The sequence below is a fragment of the Xaviernesmea rhizosphaerae genome, assembly GCF_001938945.1.
Lineage (GTDB): Bacteria > Pseudomonadota > Alphaproteobacteria > Rhizobiales > Rhizobiaceae > Xaviernesmea > Xaviernesmea rhizosphaerae.
Genome location: NZ_MKIO01000021.1, coordinates 444,274 through 469,176 on the forward strand (window position 1 = coordinate 444,274; position 24,903 = coordinate 469,176).

The window sequence follows — 24,903 nt, forward strand, 5'->3', positions numbered from 1 at the left end:
TCTCGCCGTGTCGGAGCGTAGCGCAGCCCGGTAGCGCACTTGACTGGGGGAACGATCCCCTCACTCCGAATTTCTCTTTATCTTAAACTCCTTAGCCACGGTGGCATCGTCCTTCGTGGGAATTTTCGTGGGATTTGCTGTCGCCTCCAAGGCGGCGCGCAGGTCATCATCGAGGGCGTGCGCGTATTTGGCTGTGGTGGCTACATCGGCATGGCCGAGCAGCTTTTGCGCCACGCGCAGATTGCTGGCGCGCAGCACGCGGGTGGCGGCTGTATGGCGAGTGTCGTGAAACCGGAAGTTGACCACGCCTGCCGCTGGGACAGCCCGGCGCATCGCGCTCTTCAAACCGCTCTCGCTGAGCGGGTATCGCTGGCCCCGAACCAGCTGTTCTTTTTTTACGGTTCTTTTCGCGACGAACGTGAAAACCTTGACGGGGTGATGGTCCTTGATCGACCACAGAATGTCGAACGTCTCTTGCGACATGGGGATGGTGCGGATTTTCCCGCCCTTGCCTGTCACTGTGAATCGCCGGGAAAAGAAGTCGACATGTGACCATTCCAGCCCGAGGATTTCCATCCGCCGACATCCATTCAGGAAGGCGAAGCGGATCGCGTCGTCATAGCCGCGCTCGAGCTGCGACATGATGGCGTCCTCTTCGCCGATCGAGGCCTCGCGGACGCGCTCTTGAGGCTCGCGCAGGAGATGCTCTCCCCATCGGACATCGCCTGTCCGGATCTTCCAGACTTTGCGAGCGCGCAGGATGATCTCGCGCAGCGGCTGGGTGCAGGTTCGGTTGACGGTCGCGGGGCTGACGAGCTTGCCTTCATGGATCTTGCCATCGGCATGCCGGCGACTTACCCGCTCGCCGCGGCGCTTGGCGACGATGCGCGCCACTAGGGCGTCGTCAATGTCCATCAGGTCGGTGTTGCCGCCGATCTGGGTCTTGAGCCAGTCCAGCACCTTCAGCGTCGTCTCATAGTTTTTATGGTGCTGGCCGATCTCATGATACCAGCGCAAGGCTGCGGCCTCGAAACCCATCCTGTCGGATGGAAGGGCGGCCTCGGCTGCCATCAGCGCCTTGGCGATTTCCCGCTGATTGTCTTCGACGGCTTTTGCGTCCCGCTTTTTCGTTGCGCCAGTATCGCCAGAAAATCGACGGCCCCTGACGACGAAGTCATAGGAATATGTGTCTTTGCCGGGGCGCTTGTAGAGGGACATGAGACTTTCGATCGTTTGGCTTTGAACTCGTCCAGATCTTCCTGCGCGTAACGGCGCAAGGCTCGCACCGAGCCTCTGCCAACGTTAATCCACCGCAACTGCCCGTCGTCGGTCAAGTCACGAAGTTGGCGTACGGAAATTTGCAGTTGTGCCGCTGCCTCCGCCGGCGTTAGGAGGTCAGGCATTTCTGCTCTCCAAGGCTGCGGCCCCAGATGCGGTCACCGCTTCCGCAGCACCTCCAGGCTGTTGATCGCAACCGCCCTCGGCCGTGACATTTTGCAGCTGTGGCGGATCGGCTTCAGGAAAGGGCGTGGGCCAGGTGAAGAGCGCGATCTCTGTCGGCCCGGGTTGATCGCGCGGGACCGTCATCTGATACTGACCGCTCTTGTCCGCGACCAGCCGAACCAGCGTCTGCAGAGAGATGTAAGCGAGAGGCTCGCTGCTCGTGACAGCGAAACCCGCCTCCATCATCTGCTGCTCGAGCTGCTTGTAGGCGGCGCGCAGGGCATCCCTGCCGCTCTCGATGCGCGTTGCCAGCCCCACCTTTTCCGATGTCGCGTTGAACTTGCGCGGCACGGCGACGGCGAGGTCGATGCCCGCGGCGAGGGCGAGCAGGTCGGCGCAGATGACGACATCCGCCAGCTCCTCGGCCAGCTGTTCGAGTGTAGCGCGGGATCCGGCCCAGCCCTGGCGCTCGCGCTCCAGCTTCTTGACCACATTGAGCGCCTCGCCAGCTTCGCCAGCGAGTTCGATGGCGCGAAAGCTCATGTCCGGCTTCCGGCCTGGGCACCATTCCTCCTGACGCGCAATGTTGGCGGCGCGCAGGCGGGCGAGATCTCCTGACGTCATCGTCCCTGTCTCCAAAGCTGGAATTCGTCATGCAAGCGGCGCCAAGCGCCGGCCGCGGCGGGGTTGGTGTTGAGCTCGGCGCGCGAGGTGACGCGGCAGAGCGAGCGGACGCGGTTGGCGGCGCGGGTCTCGTCCGCGCTCTCGACGCCGTGGCGCTCAGCCAGGAAGACCTGGAAGATCCGCTGGCCGCAGAGGATGCCGGCGAGCTGGGCGTGGTCGGCCGGGCCCTTGCGCCCGCGCGGCGGGGCTGGCGCGGGCGGCGGCTCCAGCGCGCGCAGGCGGCGCAGCGCGTCGCGGACGAGCGCCACGAGGGCGGCGATGTGCTCCGGCGCGCTGATGAGCAGGCGCTTGTCGTCGAAGGGGCAGGCGCGGAGCACCGTCGCGATCGGCTCGAATGCGCCAGTCATCGGGTCTAGCCGCTCCACGCCCGGCTTGCCCGTCGTGGTGTCAAAGCCCTCGCCCCATCGCCCCTCCACCAGTCCGGATGTATCGCGGATGACGGGCCATGCTCCCTTGGCGGCATCGATGTCGATGAGGCTTTCGGGCAGCGCGATGGCCAAGGGGCATGGCTGGCCCTGCGCCTCGAGGCGGCGCCAAACCTCTGCCAGGAGAGTGAGGAGCGCGGCGATCCACACCGGCGCGTTGGTCATCAGCCGCCGGTCGGCAAAGGGGCAGTCCGGCAGGATCACGGCGATTGGCGTGACCTTGCCCGTGCCTTCTTCATAGAGGCAGAGTTCCAGCCGGGCGGCGGCCTCGTTGCGGCTCTCGGTCCAGCGAGGCGCGGCGAGGACTGCGGTCTCGACGATATTGGGCAGGAGGGCGAGCGCGTGGGCGAGGGGCGCTGGGGTCATGGCGCAGCCCCTGGCAGGCTATCGATGTTCGCGAGGATAGGCGGGGCGAAGGTGTAGACGGCAACCATAGGGTTTTCGTCCCAACTCCGCGGACCGTTGATGCTCTCCCAGAGCTGCATATAGCTGATGCGTGGATCAACATGATAGTTCGCGGGCGTTACGCCGTCCGACTCGTAAAACATGGTCGCATAAGGCATCCATCCAGACTTATGTGGCTCGATACCCTCCGCGATCGCGTCGGCCTCACGGATTGCCTGCAGGCGCTCCACGCGAACCTCCGTCACGATCAGCGTGATCCGGGAGGCCCAGCGGGGCATGTGCATGCCGGGGCGCCAGCGCATCTGGTATCCGAAAAAGGACGGATTTGTCGCATAGAGGACATGATCCGGCAGGCGCAGCGCTGGTGGGATATCGCTGACCTTGCTCCCGCACCCGCTCCATTCGACATAGGTGCATGTGTGGTCATCCCACGACGGATCGTTCGCCGGAGGGTCTGGCAGGTATTTTTCCTTGACCCAAAGACGGTCGCCGACGCGATAGGGCAGGCGGTCGAGCAGCTCGTCTTTATTAATGTCGTGCCAGACGCCGTTCGCGTCCTCGAATCTGTAATCAAGGACGGCGGGCGCAGGCCAAAGATCCGCAATCCGGCAAAATGCTGCTCCGCCGCGTAGTCTCTTGATCGTGCGGCGGGTCTGACGCTTGCGCCCTTCGATCAGGGCGCGGACCATGGCGCCGGTGAAGGGGACGGGGAGGTCAGCCATTCGCGTTGCTCCGCGCTTCCCGCATTATCTGCCGGCATTCCGCTGCCACCTCCGCATTCGTCGGCTGCCGTCCTAGGCGGAGCGCAAGCTGGTTCCAGATCGTGCCGGGATTGTCGTTGCGCCATGTGGTGGTGACGATCAGGCTCTTCTCAGCCATTGGCCTTGCCTCCCTCGCGCGCCGCATGCAGCAGGGCCCAGGACGGGCCGACATAGCCGTCGGCACGCTGCGGCATGTAGGTGCCGACAATGTGCGGATGGCCCTCGAAGGTCATGATGATGGGGCCGGGCGTGCCCTCTCTGTTCCTGGTGGCGCGGTGAAAGGTTGCGGCGCCCTTTTCGCCGGACTGCTTTCTGGTCAGCGCGCAGATCCTGTCGAATTGGCTGACGATGGCCGGGTCAAAGGCCAGCGGGGCTGTCGCGCCGTCGCCGGCATCGGCAAAGGCCGCAGTCAGCATCCTGCGCCACTGCGGCTTGATTCCGGGCGTAATCTCGAAATCGAGGCCCTGAACGGTATATCCCGCAGGGACGGTCGTGCTCATTTGGAGCATCGGGAAGAAGTCCTGCCGCTCCTCGGCCCACTGCGGATGGCGCATGCGCGGCTCGATCCACATGCCATGGTCGTGCGCAACGAAGCGCCCCGGCTGCATCCATTCCGGCATTTCGGCGGTCAGTCTCTCTCCCTCCTGCCAGAAGATCGCAGGCTCGGGCGGCGTGGCGGCCTGAAAGGCATCTTCGGGAACGTCCAGGGTGAGTGGTCCGCTGCAGGAGGCTTGCTGATCGTGGATGAGCAGAAGCGCATGCGCGTTCGCGGCGATGATCAGCGCGCCGCCCTGGCGCGCCGGTTCCACGAACAGGTGACCGTGGATAAAGGTGGTCTCCTCCGGAAGGGATTGGCCATACTCGATGAAGGGCTGTAGGACGTACAGCCATTGCGCGGCGAAGGTGACGTGGTTTTTTCTGTCAGACATGGAGGCCTCGCATCGTGCCGCTGTCGCGGCGCTGGGCCAGGTGCATGCTGTTGCGCGGCAGGGAGATCAGCGAGATCTGATCGCTCTGGGCCGTGCGCTCGATATGCTCGACCAGGATGCGGCGTTCATCGGCGATGAGCGGACGGGTGCGCTCGGCGCGCCAGAAGGGCGTGCGGGCGGCCAGATATTTCATGACCGTCTTGCGCGCCACGCCATAGCGCGCGGCCATCTGGACGGGCGTCACGCCCGCGTGCCAGTCGCGCAGCACCACGCTTTCGGCGGGCATGTGGCGGTTGCGGATCGAGGGGTAACGTGGGCCTGTGGTCATGACAGCAGCCCCGTTGCGGCCTCGGCGCGGGCGCGTGCATAGTCGGGATGCGGGGCCGGCAGGTCTGCGCCGGGATCGTCCTCGCGCGTCACGAAAGCGTGGTGAAGGCCTTCGGCGAGCGTCAGGAAGGCGATGTCCTCGGGCGAGCGGTCATGCTCCTCGGCCGCCTGGCGCAGGCGCGCCTCCGTGGCCTCGTCCAGCAGGATGGTGATATGCGTCATCGTTCGCGTCTCCTTGTGCGGGCGCGTTGGGGTGAGGTGTCGATGTCGGGTGTGCCGCGGGTGCGGCGGGAGGGCCGGGCTTTTTGGCTGTGGCGGCGGCTTAGCGCCAGAGCGCGCGGATCACCGCGAGCGCAAGGCCGAGATATCCAAGCCCGGCGAGCGAAAAGAGCAGGCCGAGGGCAAGGCTGGCCGGCCAGTCGCGCCGGTTGCTGGCGCCCGGCAGGAGCCGGCGGATCATACCCGCGCCTCGATGGCCATGCGCCGCTCGATCTCGATCAGCTGCAGCGACATCTGGGTGCCGATGATGAGCAAGCAAGCGACGGAAATGACCAGCGTGGCCATCGGCGCCTGATACCAGGCGCGGCGGGTCAGATGCTGGAGCGTGGGTCTGTCAGGCAGTTTCATGGGGCATGCTCCTTTCAAAGAGGGGAACGGTTTCGCAGTCCCGCGCGATCGGCGCGGGACGCCGAAGCGGTTCATCGTCCTCCAAAGACCGTCATCAGAAAAACCGCCCAGAAGATCCCGCCGACGATCAGGGCGGTGGTGGCCCAAAGCAGGGTGTGGCGGACGTTGCGTTCGGCGCGCGCCGCGCGGGCGCGGCGGCGGGCGATGGCGGCCGTGTCCATCACTGCGCACTCCGCCTGCCGTCGATGCGCTTGGTGTCGCCCGCCAGCGCCAGCTTTGCCGCAGCATCGCCGTAGAGCGCGATGTCGCCTGCCGGAAAATGGCAGGCGAGATCGCCTGTGGTGCAGCCGGGATAGGCGCGCATGTGGTCGGCCATCTCGCGCGTGGTGCGCTCGGCGTCGGTGATGCGCTGCAGGGCTTTTGTCATGCGGGTCTCCTTCATGTGAGGGGGTGAGAGGGTCAGGCGGGCAGGGTCACCAAGCAGGTGGCCACATGGGTGCCGCTCTCGCGAAACGATCCGTCGGGCAGGGGCTCGATCGCCCCGCCCTGCGCCTCGACGAAAGCGCGGAAATCGCTCGACAGCCGGTTTTCGCGGAACTGGACGCCGGCCGACATGATCGCGACCAGGAACCCGCCGGGCGCCAGGAACCGGTGCGCATGCATCACGTGGCGGATGTCGTCCTGCCGGGCGAAAGGCGGGTTCATCACCACGCGGTCAAAGCCTACAGCCGGCGCGGCGGCCAGAAAATCGCCGATCGTCAGGCTGTCGGCGATCGCGCGCAGCGGCTCGGCGCGCCTGGCGTCTATCTCCCAGCAGGTGACGGCGGCGCCGGCGCGGCGCGCTGCTGCGGCCATGCGGCCGATGCCGGCGCTGGGCTCCAGCACGGTCATGCCGGGCATGATGCCGGCGCGGGTGACGACCTCATCGGCCAAGGGCTCCGGGGTGTCGAACTGCCCGAAATCCTGTTTCGTCCGGCTGTAGCTGCCGGTCAGGAGGATCGGCTCGATGGCCTCCAGCGCCTCGCCGGAAAAGACATGCGCCCTTGCGCGCCTGTCCCACTTGCCGCCGGCGGCCTCGATCACCTTGTTGGTTTCCGCATAGAGCTTGCGGTCCATCTGGCCCTGCAGCGTCAGGGTCGCGCCGCGAACAATGGCGGCATCAAGGGCGCGCATCACCTCGATCGATATTTTCTGCATGGCGGGCCTCCTCTCAAAAAATCACATCAACGGGGGATTGCAACACGTGTGGGTTGGGGCCAGCTTGAAAGGGTCGGGAGCGGCAGGCGGAGCAAGCCCGCCGCTCCCTGGCATCCACCGCACCGAAAGAAAGGAACCGTGCGATGAATGATCCGATGACCGAGCCGCGCGCCCGTCTGGCCCTGCCGACGAGCCCGCCCCGACCCGATGGCGGCCCTGCCGGGCCGCGACAGCCCGTTCCGGCGCCGCAGCCGCGCCCCAAACCTTGAGGAAGGACCATGACCCGCGACGATGTGCAGAGCCCCGAGACCGTGGAGAGCAGCGACTGGCTCGACGCGAGAAACAGCATTGCGTTCAATGCCTTGCGTAACGCGCTCTACCACACGTCGCGGCGTCTCACCTTCGAGCGCTGGAGCCGCTGGTGCAATCTGGCGGTGCTGCTCCTGGGCGCGGGCGCCTTTGCGGATCTGAGCCGCCGGCTGGAGATCGACAGCTTCGCGCTCATCTCCGGCTTCCTGACGGCGCTGATCGGCGGCTTGCAGCTGGTGTTCGATTTTGCCGGAAAGGGGCGCGACCATCAGGCGCTGCAGCGGGATTATTACCACCTGCTGGCCGATAACGAGGCCGTGCCTGTGGCGAACGCCGCCGATTGCGCGGGGTGGCAAAGCCGCCTGACCCGCATCGCGGCCGACGAGCCGCCGATGCTGCGCGCGCTCGATGCCAAGGCCTATAACGACGCGCTCGCCGGAACGCGGCTCTACCCTGAAGATCAGCGCGTCGTCATTCCCTGGTGGCACCGCATCCTCGGCCAGGTCTGGGCCTATGAGGGGTACGACTACAGGACGCGGCGCGAGCTCATGGAACAGGGCGCGTGAGCCAACCGAACCGATTTTGATGTGACGATGCATCCGCGCGCTCCCTGGTGACCCCAAGGGCGGCGCGGGATGCGAGACCTGTTCCGCGCCGCCCCGGTCTGGGGTGATGGGGAAAAGGTACCTATCGTACCCTAAACTGTCAACGCATCGGGTACAAATAATACCTCAGAAAGCGATAAGCGCGTGTATTGATTATAAATTTTAGGTTGCTAGTCTCTCAAGGTAAGCCAGTACGGGTGGCTTAGGGGAGGGCTTGTTATGCGTTTCATCTGTGCGTGCGTGTTGATCATGCTTTCTGCATTGACCGGTGCTCAGACTGCCCGTGCAGAAAAGGATATGTGCGAAGTGGTTGGTCAAATCGCAGAGGCAATCATGCAGAGGCGACAGAATGGGTCGTCTTTACAAAGCAGCCTGGAGCTTGTCAGGAAAGTCGGCCCAGAAGGGACGGCCAAGGTTTTTGAGGCCTTGGTTATCGCTGCTTACGAACGCCCGATGTTTAGTACGGATGACAACAAAAAAAGTGCAGTTGGTGAATTTCGAGATGACAGCCAGCTCGCCTGCATTAAGGGCACGCGTTCGAAGTAATGCTCAAAAATCAATAATTGATCGGCGCACTCTGCCGATTACTGAAACTGCTCCCTCAAATTTCGGTGCTGCAACATCATCGTAGCTTACTGGCTGAAAGGGTGGTTGCTCGCCTGGGCGGTATCTCTTGTAAACGGCGGACCCCGTTTCATCGGCGACGACATAAAGCGCGTTCGGAGCCAAGCGCCGGTCGCGTCTGTTAACAAAAATGATCGATCCCGGTGGGCTGATTTTGTTCATCGAGTTTCCATCGACTTTCAGAGCAATCCAATCGCCCTCTGGAAGATCCAGTGTCGCTACGGTCGGAAATTCCGAAAAATCCGTTATACCATCCTGTTCGGTGAGCTGCCCCGCGCTGACCCAAGATATGATGGGTACATCAAGGACATTGACGGTAGCGGCATCATCGTCTGTTGGCAGCCCAATACCGTGCTGAAGCCAATTTAGGCTCACTTTGAATGCTTTGGCGTACTCTTTGATGTACCCAGAGACAAAGTCGTTTCTTCCTGCTTCATGAGCTTTGTAGCTGTTGGGGTTCCAGCCAAAGCGCTCTGATGCCGCTACGGCGCTCGTGAAGCCCGCTAGCTTGCGCGCCTCCTGGAGCCGTGCGGCTCGTCCTTGCTTCTCAAAAATCTTATTTTCTTTCAACATGGTACAAAAAATACCCAGACAAAAGGTATAAGTAATCCTACTGGGCGCTTGACATTCAGGGTACAATTAATACCCTCTGATGCATGACCCACGCTGACATCATTAATGGCTGGCCGACCATCGGCGACTTCGCGTCTGACATCGGCGTGAGCTATGGCGCCGCAAAGGCCATGCGACGCAGGGGGTCGATTCCATCGGCCTATTGGGTTCGTGCCGTTGATGGTGCGGAAAAGCGCGGGCTCGATGGTGTCAGTTATCAGCGCTTGGCCCAGCTGGCGGCGGCAGCCTTAGAGGCCGCCGAATGAGCGCCTCGCCCCTGTTCCCCCGGCGGCCTTGTGCAGCCTCCCTCTCTCCGGCGCTGCGCTGCGGCCCGGAGGGTCTTTCTCGTGTTTGGAGTGCTGGCCCATGTCCATCTCTGATCTCCGGCGGCGCCTCGCTGCGCTCTGCCGCAAGGCGGCAGCAAGTCTCGATCCGTCCGTGCCAGAGCCGGAAATTTTCCGCCTGCAGCTCATTCTGGGGCAACATCACTCGGCTATCCGCAAGCTTGAGCGGCGATGCAGGGACACGGAAGCGCATCTGCAGAGCATTCATGATGCGCTTTCCCCGCCGCGCTGACGCGCTGCGTCGTGTCGCGCCAATCCTGGCTCACCACCTATCAGTGCGTTCGCGATGGCGCCTGCTTCTTCGCCAGCAGCTCGACCGCGTTTGCGATCTCTTTTGCGCTGCTGCGAAAGCCGTGCGCGAAATCTGCGAACGATTCCTGTCCCGGCGGCATTTCGAATGCGAGATCCACCATTTCGCGAGCGACCTGTTCCAGTCCGGCCAGAAGTGCGTCCTTCTCGGGATGGATCGCGATCAAGTTGGTAATCGCCGCATGCAGCAGGCTGACACGGCCTCGAAGGTCGGCGTTGGCACGCGCTCTTTCCGTGTTCTCTTCGTCCAAATCCACGGGCCTATGCTTCCTTTTGGTTGTTCTAACGGAAGGTTGAGCATGATCCGTGACATGCGGCAAGCAGGTTGTGGCCTCTCCCTGCCTTTTGTCTTTCCTTCCCCTGCGCGCCGGTCGTCTCCTCTCAAGGGCCAGGCTGCGCGCGGTGCCCGGCCTCGACGTTCCCTGGGCCGGGCACCGCTTCCATCGACCACGCGCCCGGGCTGTGCGTGTGGCCGCCAGGGCGGCGACGGTGCTCGTCTCCCGTCGCCGCCCGCTCTTCGATTCGATCCGGTTCATGCCGTGGTCTCCCCTGTTTGCTGCGGGCCGCCAATGGGGCCCTGACGTGAGGTTGTAGGCGTCCCCGCGTCCGATCTCACGGAATCCTTTCCGCTCCGATTTTCCTTGACCTTTTCAAAGGGTGCTTTCGTGCGCGCTATTTCTGACGAGCATGCTCACGCCATCAAGGCCGCCACGGCCGCCGGTATCGAAGCGCTTGGCGGCGTGCGTCAGGCGGCAAGCCTGCTCAAGGTCGGATCGTCCACCTTGAGCAAATACGCCTCCACCTCGCCCGAATGGGCCGACAGTTTCATCCGGCTCGACCTTGCGGTGGAGATCGACCGGCGGACGCCGCATGCGTTTCTGCACACGGCCATGTCGCGCCTGGTGCAGAACAAGCCCGTCTCGGGCTTTGGCGAGGTGACGGCCTCGGCCATTCTGCGGCTCGACGGCGTGCTGGACGATGTGGTGCGCGAGATCGCCCAGGCGATCGAAGACGGGCATGTGGATGCGCGCGAGCGCCAGGCCGTGCGGGCCAAGATCATCGCCGCAAAGCAGGAGCTGGCCCGGCTCGACGCGCTGATGGTGGGAGGGGCGGGATGAGCGACCTCCTCGAACCCCGCACGGAGACGCTTGCCGCCCTGCAGAGGCTGCTGCCCGACGATCCCGACGAGGCGCTGTATCTGGTGCTGGTGCTGGCCGCGCTGCTCTCGGTCCAGCGCGGCGAGAGCGACGATGCGACCCTGGTGCGCTTCCTGCGCGCGTTTCGCGACGTGCGCGCGCGCGGCCTTTTCGGGGAGCCGCAGTGATGGACACGAATGTCGGCGCGCATGTTCCCGGGATAATTTACGGCGAGGACAAGGGCGCTCGCGAGGAGATTGAGGCTTTCGACCATCTCCCGAAGATGCTTCGCAAGGCCTTGGCTTCTGCGCCCTTCGACCTTTGCGCCACGCGAATTGCGGATGCGTATCTGGCCGGCAAGATCGGTCTGGTGGAGGTGCTCGCTGAGGTCGATCGCCTAAATCGCAATGCGTTGCGCGCCGCCTATCAGGAGCGGGGCATGTCGCCATGACGCCGCTGCTCGTCTCCTATGCCGAGCCCCTGCCGATGACGGCGGCCGACCGCGCCTGGATGCGCGCGCTCGGGGCGGCCGGCGGGCGCTGCGAACTCACCAGCGAGGACCGCCTGCATGCGCTGAGCTGCATGGCGCTGGGCCTGATCCTGCCCGAGCCGGGCGAGGGCGGCGTGACCATGGCTGTGATGACGCGGCGCGGCCGCGACTGGCTTGATGATTTCAGGAGGGCGCATTGATGACCGATGGACAGGCTTTGCGGGCTGTGGCCGCGCTCGATTTTCCCGATCTCTCGCCCGGCGCGGTCGAGGGCGCGCCGCCTGTCATGCGCATGGTCGCGCCGGCGGAACTCTGGGTGGATGAGAGCTATCAGCGCGGGCTGTCCGAACGGTCGGTCCGGCTGATCCGCAAGATCGTCTCCGAATGGTCCTGGGCGGCGTTCAAGCCGCCCGTTGTCGTTGAGGTCGATGGGCGGCTGAACGTGATCGACGGGCAGCACACGGCGATCGGCGCCGTGACCCATGGCGGCATCCCGGCGATTCCGGTGATGGTGATCGCCGCACCTAAGCGCGAGACCCGTGCCTCGGCCTTCGTGCGCCACAACCGGGACCGGATTTCCGTTACCTCCACGCAGCTGCATGCGGCGCTGGTCTCGGCGGGGGATGAGGATGCGCTGACCGTCGATCAGGTCTGTGCCCGTGCAGGGGTGAAAATCCTCAAGCATCCGCCGTCCATGGCGCGGTTTGCTGTGGGCGAGACGCTTGCTGTTTCGGTCATTTCCGGCCTGGTCAATCGCCGTCATGCGCGCGGTGCACGTGAGGTCCTGGAGGTGTGCGTGAAAGCCGGCGCGGCGCCCGTGTCGGCAGCTCTGATCCGCGCGGTGGAGCATCTGCTGCATTCTGCCGAGTACAAGGGCGAGATCGATGCGGAGCGGATCGCGGTGGTGATCTCGGCGCAGATGAGCACCCTTTTCAGCGAGGCGCAACGCTTTGGCCATGAGCGCAAGATGCCGCTATGGCGCGCTCTTGCATCGGTTATCTACCTCAACCGCAAGCGGGTGCGCCATGGGTGATGCGCGGGCTGAGGGTCTGGGCTACGCCCTCGAAAGGGTGCCGTCATGAACGCGGTCACGCCTGTCATCCCCGCCGGTCTGCTGCAATCGGTCGAGCGCGCGCGGGCACTGCTCGACGAGGGCGATTATGTCGCGGCGCGGCTGCTTTCGGCCGGGGCCTATGAGCAGGCCAAGGCGGCCGTGGATCATGCCCAGCGGGTCAAGGCGAGCGACCGGCTGATCGCCAAGGCGCGCGAAATGCAGCTCTCGGCGCTGGAAATCGAGGCCATGGCCACGGTCGGGCTGGCGGATGAGGTGGATGCGGCGCAGGCGGCGGGGCTGATTTCCGCGCGCGGCGGCCGCCCGAAAACCGTCGCTGGCGGGGACGGTTTTCGCATCGCCGATCTCGGCGTGACGCGGCAGCAGCTGCACGAGGCCCGGCGGCTGCGCGAGGTGGTGCGCCAGATGCCGGACTTTGTGCGCGTGACGCTGGGCGAGCGGATCAAGGCCGGGCTTTCGCCGACGCGCGCCAATCTGCGCGCCGCCATCGGCACCGCCTCGGCCGGCAAGGCCGACAGGGGCGACAATCTCTACCAGACGCCGCCCGAGGCCACGCTCTCGCTGCTGGCGCTGGAGCGCTTTTCGGATCTCGTCTGGGAGCCCGCCTGCGGGCGCGGCGCCATCGCCCGCGTGCTGGAAGCCTCGGGCTATCAGCTGCGGCTTTCGGATCTCAGGGACTACGGCACGCAAAGCGAGGACGGCACGGCGCAGGAGGTGGGCAACTTCCTGGCCTCGCGCGCGCCGGAGGGTGGTGCGGGGCCGGATATCGTGACGAATCCGCCTTATGGCGAGGATCTCAACCGCTTCGTGGCCCATGCGCTGCGCGAACACCGGCCGCGCAAGATGGCGCTGCTGCTCAACCTGAATGTGATCTGCGGCTACGCGGATCCGGACCGGACCTTCTGGATGGAGGACCATCCGCCGGCCCGCGTCTATGCCTTCAAGCACCGACTGCCGATGATGCACCGCGACGGATGGGAGGGCGAAAAGGCCTCCAGCCGGATGAACACGGGCTGGTTCGTCTGGGAGCGGCAGGAGGACGGCAGCTATGGCCGCTCGACGCTGCTCCACCGCATCGATTGGGAAGACTTTGCCGGGCGCGACCCGCTCTCGCCCAACTATGCCGGCGCCTTCGGCCGCGCCAGCTTCGTCGATGTCGATGCCGAGGATTTTACGCGGCAGACGCCGCGGCGAACCCTCGCCGAATCCGTGGAGGCCGTGCGCGAACAGGTGCGCGCCTGGTTGGCGGCGGCGCGCGGGCAGGGGCGAACCCAGCTCGACCGCCGGACGCTGCGCCAGCAGCTCGGCATCCGCGACGCGACGGCCATCGCATTGATCGACGAATTCTGCGCCGTCGGGCTTCTCGGCCCGGCCGATGACGGCGGCGCGCATCCGATTCTGGACTGGGGGAGTGACGCGGCATGACCGAGGTGTTTTCGCGCGAACCGATTTTTCCGAGGCCGATTCCCGTTCGGGAGCCCTATTGTCGCGCCGCATGCCTACGTTGCGGCTGGCGCGGCTCCAGCGAGCAGACGCTCGGCGACGCGTGGGATGCGTGCTGCATGGATTGCCCGTCCTGCGGCTCCTGGCAGGTGACCGATAGCGTGGAGGCCAGCCCGGCCCAGCCGCTGCGCGCCCGCTGGCTGGCGCGCCTAGTGCTTGCCCTGTTGCACCGTGGGCTGACGCGCGCGCCGGATTTCATCATCGGCGGGTGGGATCGGCCCTACATGCTGCGCTGGTTCGTGATCCCGCGAAACCGGTTTTTCAACATCTACCACCACCACATCCGCCGCTCCGACGACGATCGCGCCTTGCACGACCATCCCTGGTGGAGCCTGTCGCTGGTGCTGGAGGGTGAGATGGTCGAGGTGCTTTCCGCCGATGGCCTGACGCGGCGGGCCTTAAGCGCCGGCGATATCGTCCTGCGCAACGCCGACTCGGCGCACCGGCTGGAGCTGCCGGAGGGTGGCGCCTGCAAGACGCTGTTTCTGACCGGCCCCAAGATCCGCGACTGGGGCTTTCACTGCCCCAAGGGCTGGAAGCATTGGCGCGATTTTGTTGCGGCGGACGATGCGGGCTCGGTCGGGCCGGGGTGCGATCCATGAACACGCCGCGCATCGAAACCCTTTCGGCCGCGCCGGAGATCGGCCGCTATTATCTGGTCCCAACGGTCGAAGGACGCTGGAACGACCGGCTTGCCCGCTGGCCGGTGATCGGCCCGCGCCATAGCGATGCGCATTGCCTCCAGTTCGACTTCCAGCACTACCACCTCGATCCGCGCTTTCTCGTCGGCAATGGGTGGTACTGGCGATCCGTGCAATCTCAGCCCCTGATGATCTCCAACCGGATAAATCCAGATGGTCTGCCCGCGCCGGTCTGGCGCCGGCGCAAATGCCAGCGGCTGGAGAATCCGAAGGCGCGCGAGTTTCGGGCGGATCTCGCCAAGAGGCAGGTCGCAAATTTCGATTGCCACCTGAGCGAATGGGCGGGACGCCAGGCGCGCCATGATGGCCAGGGCTGGGTTTGCCCGCACCGCAACGTTCCGCTTGCGAGCATGCCGGTCATTGATGGGGCGATCCTTTGCCCGCTGCATCTGCTGCTGATCGACGCGCGGACGGGTCGGGTTCTGCCGGCGAATGCGAAGTGCGGGGTGGCGCCATGAAGTCCGATCTCTTCGCGATCGGCGAGGCCGAACCGCGCCTGTCCACCGGCCGCCCCCTGATCGTTGACAGCTTTGCCGGCGGCGGCGGCGCGTCCACGGGAATCGAAATGGCGTTGGGCCGCTCGCCCGATATCGCCATCAACCATAATGCGGCGGCGTTGGCGCTCCATGCCGCCAATCATCCCGACACGCTGCACCTGTCCGAAAACATCTATCGGGTGGACCCGCTGGATTACGTGCGCGGCCGGCATGTCGGGCTCGCGCACTTCTCGCCCGACTGCAAGCACTTCTCCAAGGCCAAGGGCGGCAAGCCGGTGGAGCGCAACATTCGCGATCTTGCGTGGGTGGTGGTGCTCTGGGCAGAGCGGGTGCGCCCTGACGTGATCACTATGGAGAACGTCGAGGAGTGGAAGGACTGGGGGCCGTTGATCGAGACCGAAAAGGGCCTGATGCCAGATCCGGAGCGCCGCGGCGAGACCTATCAGCAATGGTGCAAGGCCCTGCGCCGGCTGGGTTACAAGATCGACAAGCGCGAAATCCGCGCCTGCGACTACGGCGCGCCGACCATCCGCAAGCGGCTGTTTCTGGTCGCCCGCTGCGACGGAAAGCCGATCGTCTGGCCGGAGCCGACGCACGGCGCGCCTGACCATCCCGACGTGATCGCCGGCCGCAAGCTGCCCTGGCGCACGGCGGCGGAATGCATCGACTGGTCCCTGCCATGCCCTTCGATCTTCGATACGGCGGCCGAGATCTTCGCGAAGCATGGCCTGCGGGCCATCCGGCCGCTTGCGGACGCGACCATGGCCCGCGTGGCGCGCGGGATGGGTCGCTATGTGATTGCCGCCAAACGGCCCTTTCTTGTTGGAATAGCCCACGGGGATAGTGGAGGCCGCAGGGAATACGGACTCGACGAGCCTTTGACGACAGTGCAGGCGGGCGGCGGCAAGCAAGCTGTCGTCGCCCCGTCTGTCATTCGTTTCAACACGGGCGCAACCGGACAGGATCTGCGCGAGCCGCTTTCGACCATTACCGCGAACAGCTACATCAAGCGCCCGGGCGGCGCTGCGCCGCTAGGCATCATCGCCCCGCATCTGATGACGATGCGTAACTCTGGCAAGCCCTTCAACGGAGCGGATGAGCCGACCCATACGATCACAGCCGGCGGGGCTGGGCTGACGCTGGTGGCGCCGCATCTGTCTGCTTTCTATGGCGCAGGCGAGGGCGGTCAAAACCGCGCTGCGCCGGCAGACGAGCCGTTGCGCGTGGTCACCACGGAAAACCGACATGCTGTCATTGCGCCGGTGTTGACCGCCGCGCAGCATGGCGGATCGGTGCGTTCTCCAGATGCGCCCTGCCATACCATCACGGCAAGCCAGAAAGACCAGAATGCCGTCATCGTGCCGACGCTTGTCGGCTGCGGCGGACGCGCCGGGCAAAGCCGGCCGCGTGGCGGCGACGAGCCGATGGCGACGATCACGGCCAAGGCTGACGCCTGCGCGGCGGTGGCTTTCCTGGCGCAGCAGAACAGCGATCCCCGGACGCTTGGCAGCGAACTAAAGGAGGCGCCGCGCCCAGGCCGTCCGGCTGATGCTCCGCTTTCTACCGTCACGGCGTCAGGCAGTCAGCAAAGCGTCGTCTCGGCTTTCGTGGCGCGTCAGTTCGGCGCGTCGGTCGGCCATGGCATTGAAGAGCCATCCGCGACCGTGACGGCTGGCGTCAACAAATCGCAGCTTATCGCTCCTTACCTGCAAGCCTACTATGGCACCGGCGATGGCGCCCGGCTCGACGAGCCCGCCCGCACCGTGACGACAAAGGATCGTCACGGACATGTCGAAGCATCATTCGCCGCCCCGCCATTCACCCGGGAACAGGAAGCCCGCGCGCGCCAGGTTGCCGAATTCCTGCGGGCGCATGGCGTCTGGACGGGCGGCGAATTCGTCACACTCGACATCGACGGGCATGTCTTCGTCATCGTCGATATCGGCATGCGCATGCTCGCGCCACGCGAACTCTACAACGCACAGGGCTTCCCGCCTGATTATGTGATTGACGGCGGCTGGGATCAGCAGGGCGATCAAGGCCCGATCTGGGTCGATTTTCCGAAGAGCGTGCAGGTGTCCTGTGTCGGCAATAGCGTGTCGCCTCCGCCTTATGCCGCCATCGTCGCGGCCAATTGCGGCCATCTCGCCATTCAGAGGGAGGCGGCCGAGTGAGTGTGATCGCCGTGGCCCTCAAGCATATGCTGGCTGCCGGGATGTCTGCCGATGCCATCGTGGCGGCGGTGGAGGAGATGGAGTGCGTGCGCGAAAACGTTACGCCCGTAACGCTTGAGGCGTTACGCGTAACGCTTGGCGTAACGCCTGATGTTACGAACGGAAATGCGAAAAAGCGGACGGCGGCGGCCGAGCGGCAGGCCAAATTCCGCAAAAAACGGGCGGCCGACGCGGAAATTCAGGCAAAAACGGCCGACGATGCACGAGATGACGTATCGGGCGATCGCGATCTCTTTGCGGCCTTGGACAGTGGCGAGGCGTTACGGGGCGTTACGGAAAGCGTTACGGGCGTTACGCCGGAGACCCTTCCTTCCCCCGAAGGTTTTCCCCCCACACCCCCCTTTCCTAACCCCCATCTATCCTTACCCCCTAGCCCCCCTAAAGGGGGGCATTCCCCCGCCGACTTTGCCGATTTCTGGGCTCGATACCCGAACAAGGTCGGCAAGCCCGATGCGCTCAAAGCCTTCGTCAGGGCCATTCGCCGCGCCGATCTGGGTGAGATCCTCGCCGGACTGGAGCGCTACGCCGCCAAGACCGACGACCGGCCCTGGTGCAATCCGGCTACGTGGCTCAACCAGGACCGCTGGGCCGATCAACCCGTCGTCGTGACGCCGCAGGCCCGGCCCCGCTCGCCGCCTTCGGCGCGACAGGAGCGCGATGCTGCGGCGCTCGCCGCCATCCATCGTGCGCAGCAAGCCTCCCGACCCGACCCAATGCCCGGAGACCGACATGACCGAAATCCAGCCCATGACGGCGCGACCCTCGATCTCGACGCCGGAGACTATCGATCTCACCGACCGCATTCGCGCCACGGATAGCGGCGTGGTGCTGGACGCGCTGGAAAGCCTGATGACGGCTGGGTTTTCCATCCCCGGAAACATCCGGCCCGACGTTGTCGGCAAGGTCTACGCCTACGCGCTGGATGGCTTGCCGGCGATTGCGCTGAGGAGCGTTGCGCGCAGTCTGATCCGCGGCGAATGCGGTCAGCCGGAGAATGGCTATCTGCCTCGGCCGCCAGAACTGGCTGCGCTGGTGCGCGCGGAGGCGCGGCGGCTGGCGGACGATCGGCGACGAGCGATCGAAACCCGCGACAGCCTGAGGCTGGCCAAGGCGCAAAGGCCGGCGGCCAGCGAAGAGGCCAAGGCTCGGGTACGGGCTTTGGTCGAGAGCGTCGTCAAGGCGCGTTCTGCTGAGGAGGGCGCGCCGTGACGGAGGTTCGTTCCAAGCCCAGCCGCGACACGCTGCTGCGCCGACTGCACAAGGCGCATGAGACCTGGCCGACGCGTCTCGAGGATCGTGCGGCGCTGGTCGAAAAGGCCTTTCTGGCGCTGGATGAGGAGGCGCAGCGGCTCGCGCTGGCGCTGCAGGCGGACTATGTCGAAATCCTTTCCGGCAAGGTATGCCGCTACAATCTGTATTTTAGCGAGCGGCGCTGGGAGCGGCTGACCGATGCCGATTTCGCCGAGCTGGCCCGGCGTCGAGCCGCTCCGAAGTTCGTCCCCGTGCCGCCCTTCGGCAAGCTGTGGTTTGCGCTGCGTATGCGTGCGCTGCTGGCTGGCCCTGAAGCGATCAATCTCCCGCTCGATCTCCGGGCTTCGACGGAGGAGTTTTACGCTGGATGGGTCCAGATCAATCCGGAGCGTGGACAGCGCTTGCTCGCGCGGCGAGGCGTCGCGGTGGCGACGGATGGCACGCTGATCTTTCCCGAGGATTTCGAAACGCGCGACATCGTCCGGCGCTATCGCGACGAGGGTTATCCCGAGGTCAAGCGTCTGCATGAGGACGCACTTGCCCGCCGCGCGGGCTCGACCGATGCCGCGCACGCGCCTCTCGCCGATCTGGTCGAGGCGGTTCCTGCTGGCTCGCAGCTCTTGGCGGAATGGCGGGCGCTGGAGGAGGTGACGGGCTGGCCACTCTTGCCCGACATGGGATCGCATCCCGGCCATGCCTACTACCCGCCGGGTGGTCCTGATGAGTTAGGGGCGTTTCAGCAGGCGGTGAAGGCGATCTTGGGAGAGGGGCGATGATGGCAACGAAAATTGATGAGATCCGCGCGGCGCAGCCGATAGAGATCCGCGAAAAGGTCTATCGCCAGCTCGACAAAGCGCAGCGCGAGGCGCGAATCAGGGTCGAACAGATCGGCATGGCCAGCCAGAGAATCGCCGACGACTATCCGCATCTAGCCCGCTGGATCTGCCTGAAGGTTGTGGCGGGGCGTGAGCTGGCTGTGGAAAAAGAGCTGCGCGCGCTTGATGTGCATGCGGCGTTGCCCAAGCGGAAGGGGCAGGAAATGCGAATTCGCGGGCGCATTATTCCCCCCAAGGATCTGGCGGCTATGCCGGGATATCTGTTCGTCCGGTGCGTTGTCACGCCTGCCTCTGTACTGGGGCTTCTTCATTTCGATCCGCGAAAGCGGGTTCTTGGCATTCTTGGCGGCGCTGAGAAGCCCTTCTTCATCCCTTTGAAAAACATCAAGAAGATGCTGGGGAAAGCAGAAGCTGGCGACTACGATGATAGGGGAGGGCCGGTTCCGTTTCAGGTGGGAGAGCGCGTGCGTCTCGACGATTGCCCGTTTGGCGACGTGCCCGCGAAGATCCTCTCGGTCGATGAGCGGAGGTCTCGTGTCGATGTTGAGGTGATCATCTTCGGTCGGCCCACGTCCGTTAGCATGGCTCTTGCGCAGATCGAAAAACTGTGAGCATGAATCCGCCCACGGATGAGCTTGTGATCCTGATAGTGAGCCCTTGAGCCGACGGCATTGCGACCGAAGGCGAGCGGAGAAAAATTTCTCCCGGGTCGGTACACCGGCAAGCCCCATCCCTGACGGCCTCGACCACTTGAGGCATCGATTCAGGGTCCGTGCTACTGCTATGGACAGACAACAGACAAGGCGGCCTTCGGGGTCGCCTTCGCCATGTGAGGGCATGGGTCATCATCGACCGATGCCCCCCTACTGCCCTCCTTCGATAGGGGGTGCCCCCACCGCCCCCTGACCCCACCCCCCCCTGGGTAAGGGACCGTACCCGGATTTCCCCGCCCGCGGGCCGGGACGACCCCGGGCGGGGGACAGTTAGAGTGCTCAAAATGTTGGGTTAACGGGGTTAATGGGTTGATGGCTGTCGGTTAACGAGGTTGACGGATGAGCGATGTCATGTGGTCGGTCGCGCAGATCGCGGCCCGTGATGGCGTCTCGAAGGCGGCTGTCTCCAAGGCGATCAAAAAGCTGCTCGAAGCGCATCCGGAGACGCCGGTGGTGCGCGATGGTCAGGGGCGGATCGCCTCGATCTCGCTGGCGCACTACGACGAGTACCGGGCCCGGTTCGTCAACCCCGCCAAGGCGTCGGCGCCGATCCGCGAGGTCAGTAGCGACAGTCCGCCGAGTCTGCCCAGGCTCGATCCGAGCGATTCCTTCGACGAGGCGCGCCGGCAGTCGGAATGGCTGAAGGTCGGACGCGAGAAGATCCGGCACCAGCAGGAATGCGGCCAGTTGGTCCGCCTGGACATGGTCGAGGAGGCCCATAAGAAGCTGGGGGCCGAGATCCAGTCCGTCATTCGTGGACTGCCAAATCATGCCGACGAGGTGGCGCTGGCCATTTCCAAGGAAGGCGTCCACGGGGTGCGGCAGGTGCTGCGCACGATCGCCTTCGCGATGGGCAACAAGATCGCCGACAAGATGGCGGCGATCGCCGAGGCCGCGCCGGAGAGCGATCCGCTGATCGAGAGCGAGGACATATGACGATCCATCCCGGCGCGTTGCGGTTTGTCGGCCAGACGCTGGCCGATGCGATCCGCCCCACGCCGCCGGTGCCGTTTCATGAGTGGATCGGAAAGAACATCGTCCTGGTGGACGGGCCGAGAAAAGGCGAGTTCTGGACGGCGGAAGATGCGCCCTATCTGGTCGAGATCGCCGCCTGCCTGACGCAAGAGCACCCTTGCACCCGCGTCACGGTGCGCAAGAGCCAGCAAACGGGCGTCTCGATCCTGGCGCTTGCCTGGATGCTCTACATCGCCGAGACCTGCCCCGATAACTGCCTCTACGGCGTGCCGGGCCTCGACGCGCTCCGGGATATCAATTCCGGCAAGATGCAGCCGCTCATCGACGAGTGGCAGCGCGAAACCGGCAAGAGCGTGGTCTACCCGACCACGTCGCGCTCGGGCGAGGGGTCGAGCACGTTCCAGAAGAAGTTTGCCGGCGGGACGCTCTACCTCGCCAACGCGAACGCGGTCATGGATCTCTCGGCCAAGACGACGCGCTACGGCGTGAAGGACGAGGTGTCCAAATGGCAGGAGCTGCCGAACGGCGCCGACCCGGAAAACCTGTTCTTCGGCCGCTTCACGGCCTTTCGCCGGCAGAAGAGCTACAAGATTTTCGAGCTGTCTACTCCGGAACTGGATAGCGGCGATCCGCTGGGCGAGGGGCCCGGGCATTGCCGCATCGACCGGTCGTTTCGCCAGTCCGACCAGCGCTTTTGGAACATCGGCTGCCCGGAATGCGGCGAGGAACTGGTGCAGCAGGACGCCTTCCTGCTGATCGACAGGGATCACCCGCACAAGACCGTGATGGCCTGCCCCAGCTGCGGCCATCATATTTCGGAAATGGAGCGCGTGGCGGCCGTTCGGCAGGGCCGATACATCGCCACCGCGCCCGGCGAGGATCGGCATCCCGGCTTCCATGTCGATGCCTTCATGAGCTTGATGATGTCCTACGAGGCGATTGCCGAGGACAAGATAGCCTATGCCGCCAAGGGCGAGGCGGGCGCGAAGGATTATAACAATCTGGTGTGCGCGCTCCCCTACGCCATGAGGGGCAACGCCCCCGATCACAAGGGCCTGATGCAACGGCGAGAGGACTACCCTGCCGATACAATTCCCGCCGGTGGCCTGATCTTCGTCGGCGGCGCCGACATCCAGAGCCACGGCATCTATCTGGAGGTCGTGGCCTTTGGCGAGGATCGCCAGAGCTGGACCGTGTCCGCAGAGTATTTCAAGGGGGCGACAGACAATCCGGCGGCCGGCGCTTGGCTGCTCCTGGAAGATTTCGCCGCGCGCGAATTTCCGGATTGCTGGGGGGTGCTGCGCCGTCTCGATGCGCTGGCGGTCGATAGCGGCTACCGGACCAATCAGGTGCTAGAATGGTGCCGCCGGCATCCCGATACCTACGCCATCAAGGGCATGCCCGGGCGCGGTATCCCTGCCATCAGCATTCCGACGCGCAAGTCGGTCAACAAGCGTGGCAAACGCAAGCGGTTCGGCTCGGCCATGACCTGGCCCGTGGGCACCTGGGCACTCAAGGCCGAGTTTTACGGGAACCTGCACAAGGATGGCTTGGCGGCCGGGCAACCATGCGACCCGCCGGGTTACTGCCACTTTCACAAGGGCCTGAACGAAGAATATTTTCAGCAGCTTACGGCTGAATATTTTTCGTCGAAGCTTGTGAAGGGGCGTCTGCATGAGGAGTGGATGACCCGCAGGGCGGACAACCACTATCTCGACTGCCGCATCTACGCGATGGCGATTGCCGAGCACCTCGGGCTGTCGCGCAAGACCAAAAGCGAGTGGGCCGCGTTGCGGGCCCGGCTGGAGCCGGAAGTGCCGACGGATCTTCTGTCGGTGGCGCCGCTGATCACGGCCATGCAGGCCGTCGTCAAAGCGGTGGCCCGGCCTGAAGAGGCCAAGCCTGCGGCGCCAGTTACCTCGACCGTTCCTTCGGCGCCGCCCGCGCCAAAGCCGCCGACGCTCGAAAACAGGTGGAAGAAACGCAATGCCGGAAAAACCTAGGGTCAAGGTGCCCGCCGGTCAGCGCCCTGTCGCGCCGGCGGGGCCGTCTGGTGTCGGAGGGCGTCCCGGGTTCCGCTCGGCCTATATGCGGGACTCGCAATCCGGCGTCATCGCGGCGCGACCGGCCTCGCTGCGCGAGCACCGCGACGAGATCCGCCGGGTCTGGACGCGCGCGGCTGGCTTGGCGATCGATCTCCTGCAGAACAGCGGACGGCTGCGCGGCGCAGCGGATCAGATCATCGCCGATACGGTCGGCGTCGAGCTGCAGCTCAATCCGCGCCCCGATCTGGAGCGGCTGGGCTATACGCCGGCCGAGTCGGTCGAGCTGGTGCGGCTGATCAAGGCGAAGTGGAAAACCTATGCGTGGAACCCGCGCGAGTGCGATCTCCGGGCGAAGCTGACCAATGCCCAGCAGACCGATATCGGCGTGCGGAACTGGCTGGCCTATGGCGAAAGTACGGGCGTCATCGTCTATCTGCCGCGGGCGCAGCGCCTGCCGGGCACGCGCACGGGCACGAAATTCCTGCTCATCTCGCCGCACAAGCTGGTGCAGGAGACCATGGAATTCGAAGGTCTCTATCAGGGGATCTTTCACGATGCCTACGGCCGCCCGCAGCGCTATCGCTTCCGGGAGGACCGCGACGGCATGCAGGCCACGGTCGATTATGCGGCCTGGGATGCGCAGGGGCGGCAGATGGTGATGCATGCCTTCGACCCGTTCTCTGCCGAGGACGTGCGCGGGATCTCGCCTTTGGTGGCCACATTCCGCAAGTATCTGATGGCCGAGAACGTCGATGATGCGACGGCGCAGGTCCGCTTCCTGCAGACGATCTATGCGGCGGTTCTGAAAAGCGACAAGCCGAGCGCGGAGGCCTTTGAGGCGCTGGAAACGCTCAAAGATGTCGGCGGCGGCGAGATGGTTTCCGCGATCGCCTCCGACTTCGCCAATTACTTCAAGGCGCAGCTGGACCGCGCGGCGGAAGCCGAGATCCGCTTGGGTGCCGGCGCCGGCGTCTCGCATCTGGCGCCGGGCGAGGACCTGGAGTTTAAAACCATCACCTCGCCCGGTCCCGACAATGGCGCCTTCATGGCCTCGCTCCACCGCGAAACCGCGCGGGCGCTTGGCATGAGCTATGGCGGCTACACGCTGGATTACAGCCAGGCCACCTATGCCTCGACCAATATGGAGAACTCGGCGCTCTGGCCGATCGCGCAGCGGCGCACCGATCGCATCGCCGCGCCGCATGTGCTGGTGCCCTATGCCAGCTGGCTCGACGAAATGATCGAGGAAGGGGACATTCCCTTTCGCGGCGGCGTCGAGGCCTACAGGGCAAACCGGGACGCGGTGCAATGGGCGCTGTGTCAGGGGCCGTCCAAGCCGACGGCGGATGACGAAAAGCGCGCACGCGCATCGAGCGAGCGTCTGGCCAATGGCACGGGCACGTTGGAGGGCGAAAACGGCGAGCTGGGTCAGGATCCGGAAGAGGTCTTTCAGAGCCGGCTCCTCTGGCACAATCGCTACAAGGAGGCGGGCATGCCGTCGCCCTTTGAGCGCGGGCAGGCCAGCAAGTCCGCCAATGCCGCGCAGGAAAACGACAATCAGCGGGGCGCCAAGCCATGACCAATCTCGTGACCATCGCCGGCATCCCCGTGGATGCCGACGATCCTTGCGCGCTCTATGCGGCGCTCGCCGCTGCCAAGGCCAAGCGGCTGGCGGGCGAGGCGGTGGAGGAAAGCGAATTGCAATCGCCGGTGATGCGCCAGCGGGTCAAGGTGGCCTCCTCCAGCATCGCCGATATCGACAAGGAACTGGTGCGGCTACAGGCCGCCTGCCAAGCCAAAATGACCGGTTGCCGCCCGTCCCGGCGCTGGCCGTTGCGCTACTGAAGGA

At 64.9% G+C, this 24,903-nt stretch carries 35 protein-coding genes and 1 pseudogene; 20 read left to right on the plus strand and 16 right to left on the minus strand.

The annotated features are described in order from the left end of the window. Window positions 1–60 precede the first annotated feature (60 nt). From BJF92_RS05870 to BJF92_RS05915, 14 genes and pseudogenes are all read right to left on the minus strand, one after another. Window positions 61–1,218 carry a tyrosine-type recombinase/integrase gene (locus BJF92_RS05870; protein WP_078057858.1) on the minus strand — a complete coding sequence of 386 codons (1,158 nt, stop codon included), beginning with the start codon at window positions 1,216–1,218 and terminating at the stop codon, window positions 61–63. Window positions 1,219–1,241: 23 nt separating this feature from the next. Next, window positions 1,242–1,403: pseudogene (locus tag BJF92_RS26405) on the minus strand (helix-turn-helix domain-containing protein); the annotation flags it as partial. Continuing rightward, a complete protein-coding gene (locus BJF92_RS25725; protein WP_075633808.1) occupies window positions 1,396–2,067 on the minus strand; it encodes a MazG-like family protein in 672 nt (223 codons plus the stop codon). The pseudogene BJF92_RS26405 and the gene BJF92_RS25725, both read right to left, overlap by 8 nt. Next, a complete protein-coding gene (locus tag BJF92_RS05885; protein WP_075633809.1) occupies window positions 2,064–2,918 on the minus strand; it encodes a hypothetical protein in 855 nt (284 codons plus the stop codon). The genes BJF92_RS25725 and BJF92_RS05885 overlap by 4 nt, the downstream gene beginning before the upstream one ends. After that, entirely contained in the window at window positions 2,915–3,679 is a 765-nt protein-coding gene (locus BJF92_RS05890; RefSeq protein WP_075633810.1) for a hypothetical protein, read from the minus strand. The genes BJF92_RS05885 and BJF92_RS05890 overlap by 4 nt, the downstream gene beginning before the upstream one ends. Then, on the minus strand, window positions 3,672–3,836 hold the full coding sequence (locus tag BJF92_RS25480) for a hypothetical protein (RefSeq protein WP_158032194.1): 165 nt from the start codon (window positions 3,834–3,836) through the stop codon (window positions 3,672–3,674). The genes BJF92_RS05890 and BJF92_RS25480 overlap by 8 nt, the downstream gene beginning before the upstream one ends. Beyond that, entirely contained in the window at window positions 3,829–4,647 is an 819-nt protein-coding gene (locus BJF92_RS05895; protein ID WP_075633811.1) for a hypothetical protein, read from the minus strand. The genes BJF92_RS25480 and BJF92_RS05895 overlap by 8 nt, the downstream gene beginning before the upstream one ends. Further along, the gene (locus BJF92_RS05900; RefSeq protein WP_143523919.1) at window positions 4,640–4,975 is read right to left on the minus strand and encodes a hypothetical protein; all 336 of its coding nucleotides are present in this window, start codon (window positions 4,973–4,975) and stop codon (window positions 4,640–4,642) included. The genes BJF92_RS05895 and BJF92_RS05900 overlap by 8 nt, the downstream gene beginning before the upstream one ends. After that, window positions 4,972–5,196, minus strand: a complete 225-nt coding sequence (locus BJF92_RS05905) for a hypothetical protein (protein WP_075633813.1) — start codon at window positions 5,194–5,196, stop codon at window positions 4,972–4,974. The genes BJF92_RS05900 and BJF92_RS05905 overlap by 4 nt, the downstream gene beginning before the upstream one ends. Before the next feature lie 100 nt (window positions 5,197–5,296). Continuing rightward, on the minus strand, window positions 5,297–5,434 hold the full coding sequence (locus BJF92_RS25485) for a hypothetical protein (RefSeq protein ID WP_158032195.1): 138 nt from the start codon (window positions 5,432–5,434) through the stop codon (window positions 5,297–5,299). Continuing rightward, the gene (locus tag BJF92_RS25490) at window positions 5,431–5,601 is read right to left on the minus strand and encodes a hypothetical protein (protein WP_158032196.1); all 171 of its coding nucleotides are present in this window, start codon (window positions 5,599–5,601) and stop codon (window positions 5,431–5,433) included. The genes BJF92_RS25485 and BJF92_RS25490 overlap by 4 nt, the downstream gene beginning before the upstream one ends. Before the next feature lie 71 nt (window positions 5,602–5,672). Next, window positions 5,673–5,822 (minus strand): hypothetical protein, encoded by a 150-nt coding sequence (locus BJF92_RS25495; protein WP_158032197.1) that lies wholly within the window; start codon window positions 5,820–5,822, stop codon window positions 5,673–5,675. After that, window positions 5,822–6,028: a hypothetical protein gene (locus BJF92_RS05910; protein ID WP_075633814.1), complete on the minus strand. Its 207-nt coding sequence runs from the start codon at window positions 6,026–6,028 to the stop codon at window positions 5,822–5,824. The genes BJF92_RS25495 and BJF92_RS05910 overlap by 1 nt, the downstream gene beginning before the upstream one ends. 32 nt (window positions 6,029–6,060) lie before the next feature. Beyond that, entirely contained in the window at window positions 6,061–6,798 is a 738-nt protein-coding gene (locus BJF92_RS05915) for a methyltransferase (protein WP_075633815.1), read from the minus strand. 278 nt (window positions 6,799–7,076) lie between these two features. Between BJF92_RS05915 and BJF92_RS05920 the strand changes: the two genes are divergently transcribed. Together BJF92_RS05920 and BJF92_RS05925 are read left to right on the plus strand one after the other, a co-directional pair. Further along, the gene (locus tag BJF92_RS05920) at window positions 7,077–7,673 is read left to right on the plus strand and encodes a hypothetical protein (RefSeq protein ID WP_075633816.1); all 597 of its coding nucleotides are present in this window, start codon (window positions 7,077–7,079) and stop codon (window positions 7,671–7,673) included. Window positions 7,674–7,931: 258 nt separating this feature from the next. Continuing rightward, entirely contained in the window at window positions 7,932–8,258 is a 327-nt protein-coding gene (locus tag BJF92_RS05925; protein ID WP_143523920.1) for a hypothetical protein, read from the plus strand. 3 nt (window positions 8,259–8,261) lie between these two features. On the opposite strand, the gene BJF92_RS05930 is transcribed toward BJF92_RS05925, so the two are convergent. Next, window positions 8,262–8,909 carry a S24 family peptidase gene (locus BJF92_RS05930; protein WP_075633818.1) on the minus strand — a complete coding sequence of 216 codons (648 nt, stop codon included), beginning with the start codon at window positions 8,907–8,909 and terminating at the stop codon, window positions 8,262–8,264. 83 nt (window positions 8,910–8,992) lie between these two features. Here BJF92_RS05930 and BJF92_RS05935 point away from each other — a divergent pair, with 83 nt between their 5' ends. Beyond that, entirely contained in the window at window positions 8,993–9,214 is a 222-nt protein-coding gene (locus tag BJF92_RS05935; protein WP_075633819.1) for a hypothetical protein, read from the plus strand. Window positions 9,215–9,564: 350 nt separating this feature from the next. On the opposite strand, the gene BJF92_RS05945 is transcribed toward BJF92_RS05935, so the two are convergent. Then, window positions 9,565–9,858, minus strand: coding sequence for a hypothetical protein (locus BJF92_RS05945; protein WP_075633821.1), 294 nt, complete (start codon window positions 9,856–9,858; stop codon window positions 9,565–9,567). Between the two features lie 408 nt (window positions 9,859–10,266). On the opposite strand from BJF92_RS05945, the gene BJF92_RS05950 reads away from it, so the two are divergent. The 17 genes from BJF92_RS05950 to BJF92_RS06025 all read left to right on the plus strand — a co-directional run bounded on the left by BJF92_RS05950 (window position 10,267) and on the right by BJF92_RS06025 (window position 24,899). Beyond that, window positions 10,267–10,719 carry a hypothetical protein gene (locus tag BJF92_RS05950; protein ID WP_075633822.1) on the plus strand — a complete coding sequence of 151 codons (453 nt, stop codon included), beginning with the start codon at window positions 10,267–10,269 and terminating at the stop codon, window positions 10,717–10,719. Beyond that, window positions 10,716–10,925, plus strand: a complete 210-nt coding sequence (locus BJF92_RS05955) for a hypothetical protein (RefSeq protein ID WP_075633823.1) — start codon at window positions 10,716–10,718, stop codon at window positions 10,923–10,925. The genes BJF92_RS05950 and BJF92_RS05955 overlap by 4 nt, the downstream gene beginning before the upstream one ends. Then, the gene (locus tag BJF92_RS05960) at window positions 10,925–11,188 is read left to right on the plus strand and encodes a hypothetical protein (protein WP_075633824.1); all 264 of its coding nucleotides are present in this window, start codon (window positions 10,925–10,927) and stop codon (window positions 11,186–11,188) included. Before BJF92_RS05955 ends, BJF92_RS05960 begins: the two co-directional genes overlap by 1 nt. After that, window positions 11,185–11,427 carry a hypothetical protein gene (locus BJF92_RS05965; protein ID WP_075633825.1) on the plus strand — a complete coding sequence of 81 codons (243 nt, stop codon included), beginning with the start codon at window positions 11,185–11,187 and terminating at the stop codon, window positions 11,425–11,427. Before BJF92_RS05960 ends, BJF92_RS05965 begins: the two co-directional genes overlap by 4 nt. Beyond that, the gene (locus tag BJF92_RS05970; RefSeq protein ID WP_075633826.1) at window positions 11,427–12,260 is read left to right on the plus strand and encodes a DUF6551 family protein; all 834 of its coding nucleotides are present in this window, start codon (window positions 11,427–11,429) and stop codon (window positions 12,258–12,260) included. Before BJF92_RS05965 ends, BJF92_RS05970 begins: the two co-directional genes overlap by 1 nt. A gap of 45 nt (window positions 12,261–12,305) precedes the next feature. Then, complete coding sequence (locus BJF92_RS05975) at window positions 12,306–13,724, plus strand: TRM11 family methyltransferase (protein WP_075633827.1); 1,419 nt, start codon at window positions 12,306–12,308, stop codon at window positions 13,722–13,724. Then, the gene (locus tag BJF92_RS05980) at window positions 13,721–14,404 is read left to right on the plus strand and encodes a hypothetical protein (protein WP_198931524.1); all 684 of its coding nucleotides are present in this window, start codon (window positions 13,721–13,723) and stop codon (window positions 14,402–14,404) included. Before BJF92_RS05975 ends, BJF92_RS05980 begins: the two co-directional genes overlap by 4 nt. After that, window positions 14,401–14,961 carry a Rieske (2Fe-2S) protein gene (locus BJF92_RS05985; RefSeq protein WP_075633828.1) on the plus strand — a complete coding sequence of 187 codons (561 nt, stop codon included), beginning with the start codon at window positions 14,401–14,403 and terminating at the stop codon, window positions 14,959–14,961. Before BJF92_RS05980 ends, BJF92_RS05985 begins: the two co-directional genes overlap by 4 nt. Then, window positions 14,958–17,174 (plus strand): DNA cytosine methyltransferase, encoded by a 2,217-nt coding sequence (locus BJF92_RS05990; protein ID WP_075633829.1) that lies wholly within the window; start codon window positions 14,958–14,960, stop codon window positions 17,172–17,174. The genes BJF92_RS05985 and BJF92_RS05990 overlap by 4 nt, the downstream gene beginning before the upstream one ends. After that, entirely contained in the window at window positions 17,171–18,052 is an 882-nt protein-coding gene (locus BJF92_RS25025; RefSeq protein ID WP_143523921.1) for a hypothetical protein, read from the plus strand. Before BJF92_RS05990 ends, BJF92_RS25025 begins: the two co-directional genes overlap by 4 nt. Then, window positions 17,964–18,443 (plus strand): hypothetical protein, encoded by a 480-nt coding sequence (locus BJF92_RS05995; protein ID WP_143523922.1) that lies wholly within the window; start codon window positions 17,964–17,966, stop codon window positions 18,441–18,443. The genes BJF92_RS25025 and BJF92_RS05995 overlap by 89 nt, the downstream gene beginning before the upstream one ends. Then, the gene (locus tag BJF92_RS06000; RefSeq protein ID WP_075633831.1) at window positions 18,440–19,261 is read left to right on the plus strand and encodes a hypothetical protein; all 822 of its coding nucleotides are present in this window, start codon (window positions 18,440–18,442) and stop codon (window positions 19,259–19,261) included. The genes BJF92_RS05995 and BJF92_RS06000 overlap by 4 nt, the downstream gene beginning before the upstream one ends. Next, window positions 19,261–19,932, plus strand: coding sequence for a transcription termination/antitermination protein NusG (gene nusG, locus BJF92_RS06005; protein WP_210187599.1), 672 nt, complete (start codon window positions 19,261–19,263; stop codon window positions 19,930–19,932). Before BJF92_RS06000 ends, nusG begins: the two co-directional genes overlap by 1 nt. Window positions 19,933–20,373: 441 nt before the next feature. Further along, window positions 20,374–20,970 (plus strand): hypothetical protein, encoded by a 597-nt coding sequence (locus BJF92_RS06010; RefSeq protein WP_075633833.1) that lies wholly within the window; start codon window positions 20,374–20,376, stop codon window positions 20,968–20,970. Further along, window positions 20,967–23,012 (plus strand): terminase gpA endonuclease subunit, encoded by a 2,046-nt coding sequence (locus BJF92_RS06015; RefSeq protein WP_075633834.1) that lies wholly within the window; start codon window positions 20,967–20,969, stop codon window positions 23,010–23,012. The genes BJF92_RS06010 and BJF92_RS06015 overlap by 4 nt, the downstream gene beginning before the upstream one ends. Next, window positions 22,996–24,633, plus strand: coding sequence for a phage portal protein (locus BJF92_RS06020; RefSeq protein ID WP_075633835.1), 1,638 nt, complete (start codon window positions 22,996–22,998; stop codon window positions 24,631–24,633). Before BJF92_RS06015 ends, BJF92_RS06020 begins: the two co-directional genes overlap by 17 nt. Next, window positions 24,630–24,899 carry a hypothetical protein gene (locus tag BJF92_RS06025; protein ID WP_075633836.1) on the plus strand — a complete coding sequence of 90 codons (270 nt, stop codon included), beginning with the start codon at window positions 24,630–24,632 and terminating at the stop codon, window positions 24,897–24,899. The genes BJF92_RS06020 and BJF92_RS06025 overlap by 4 nt, the downstream gene beginning before the upstream one ends. The last annotated feature ends 4 nt before the right edge of the window (window positions 24,900–24,903 follow it).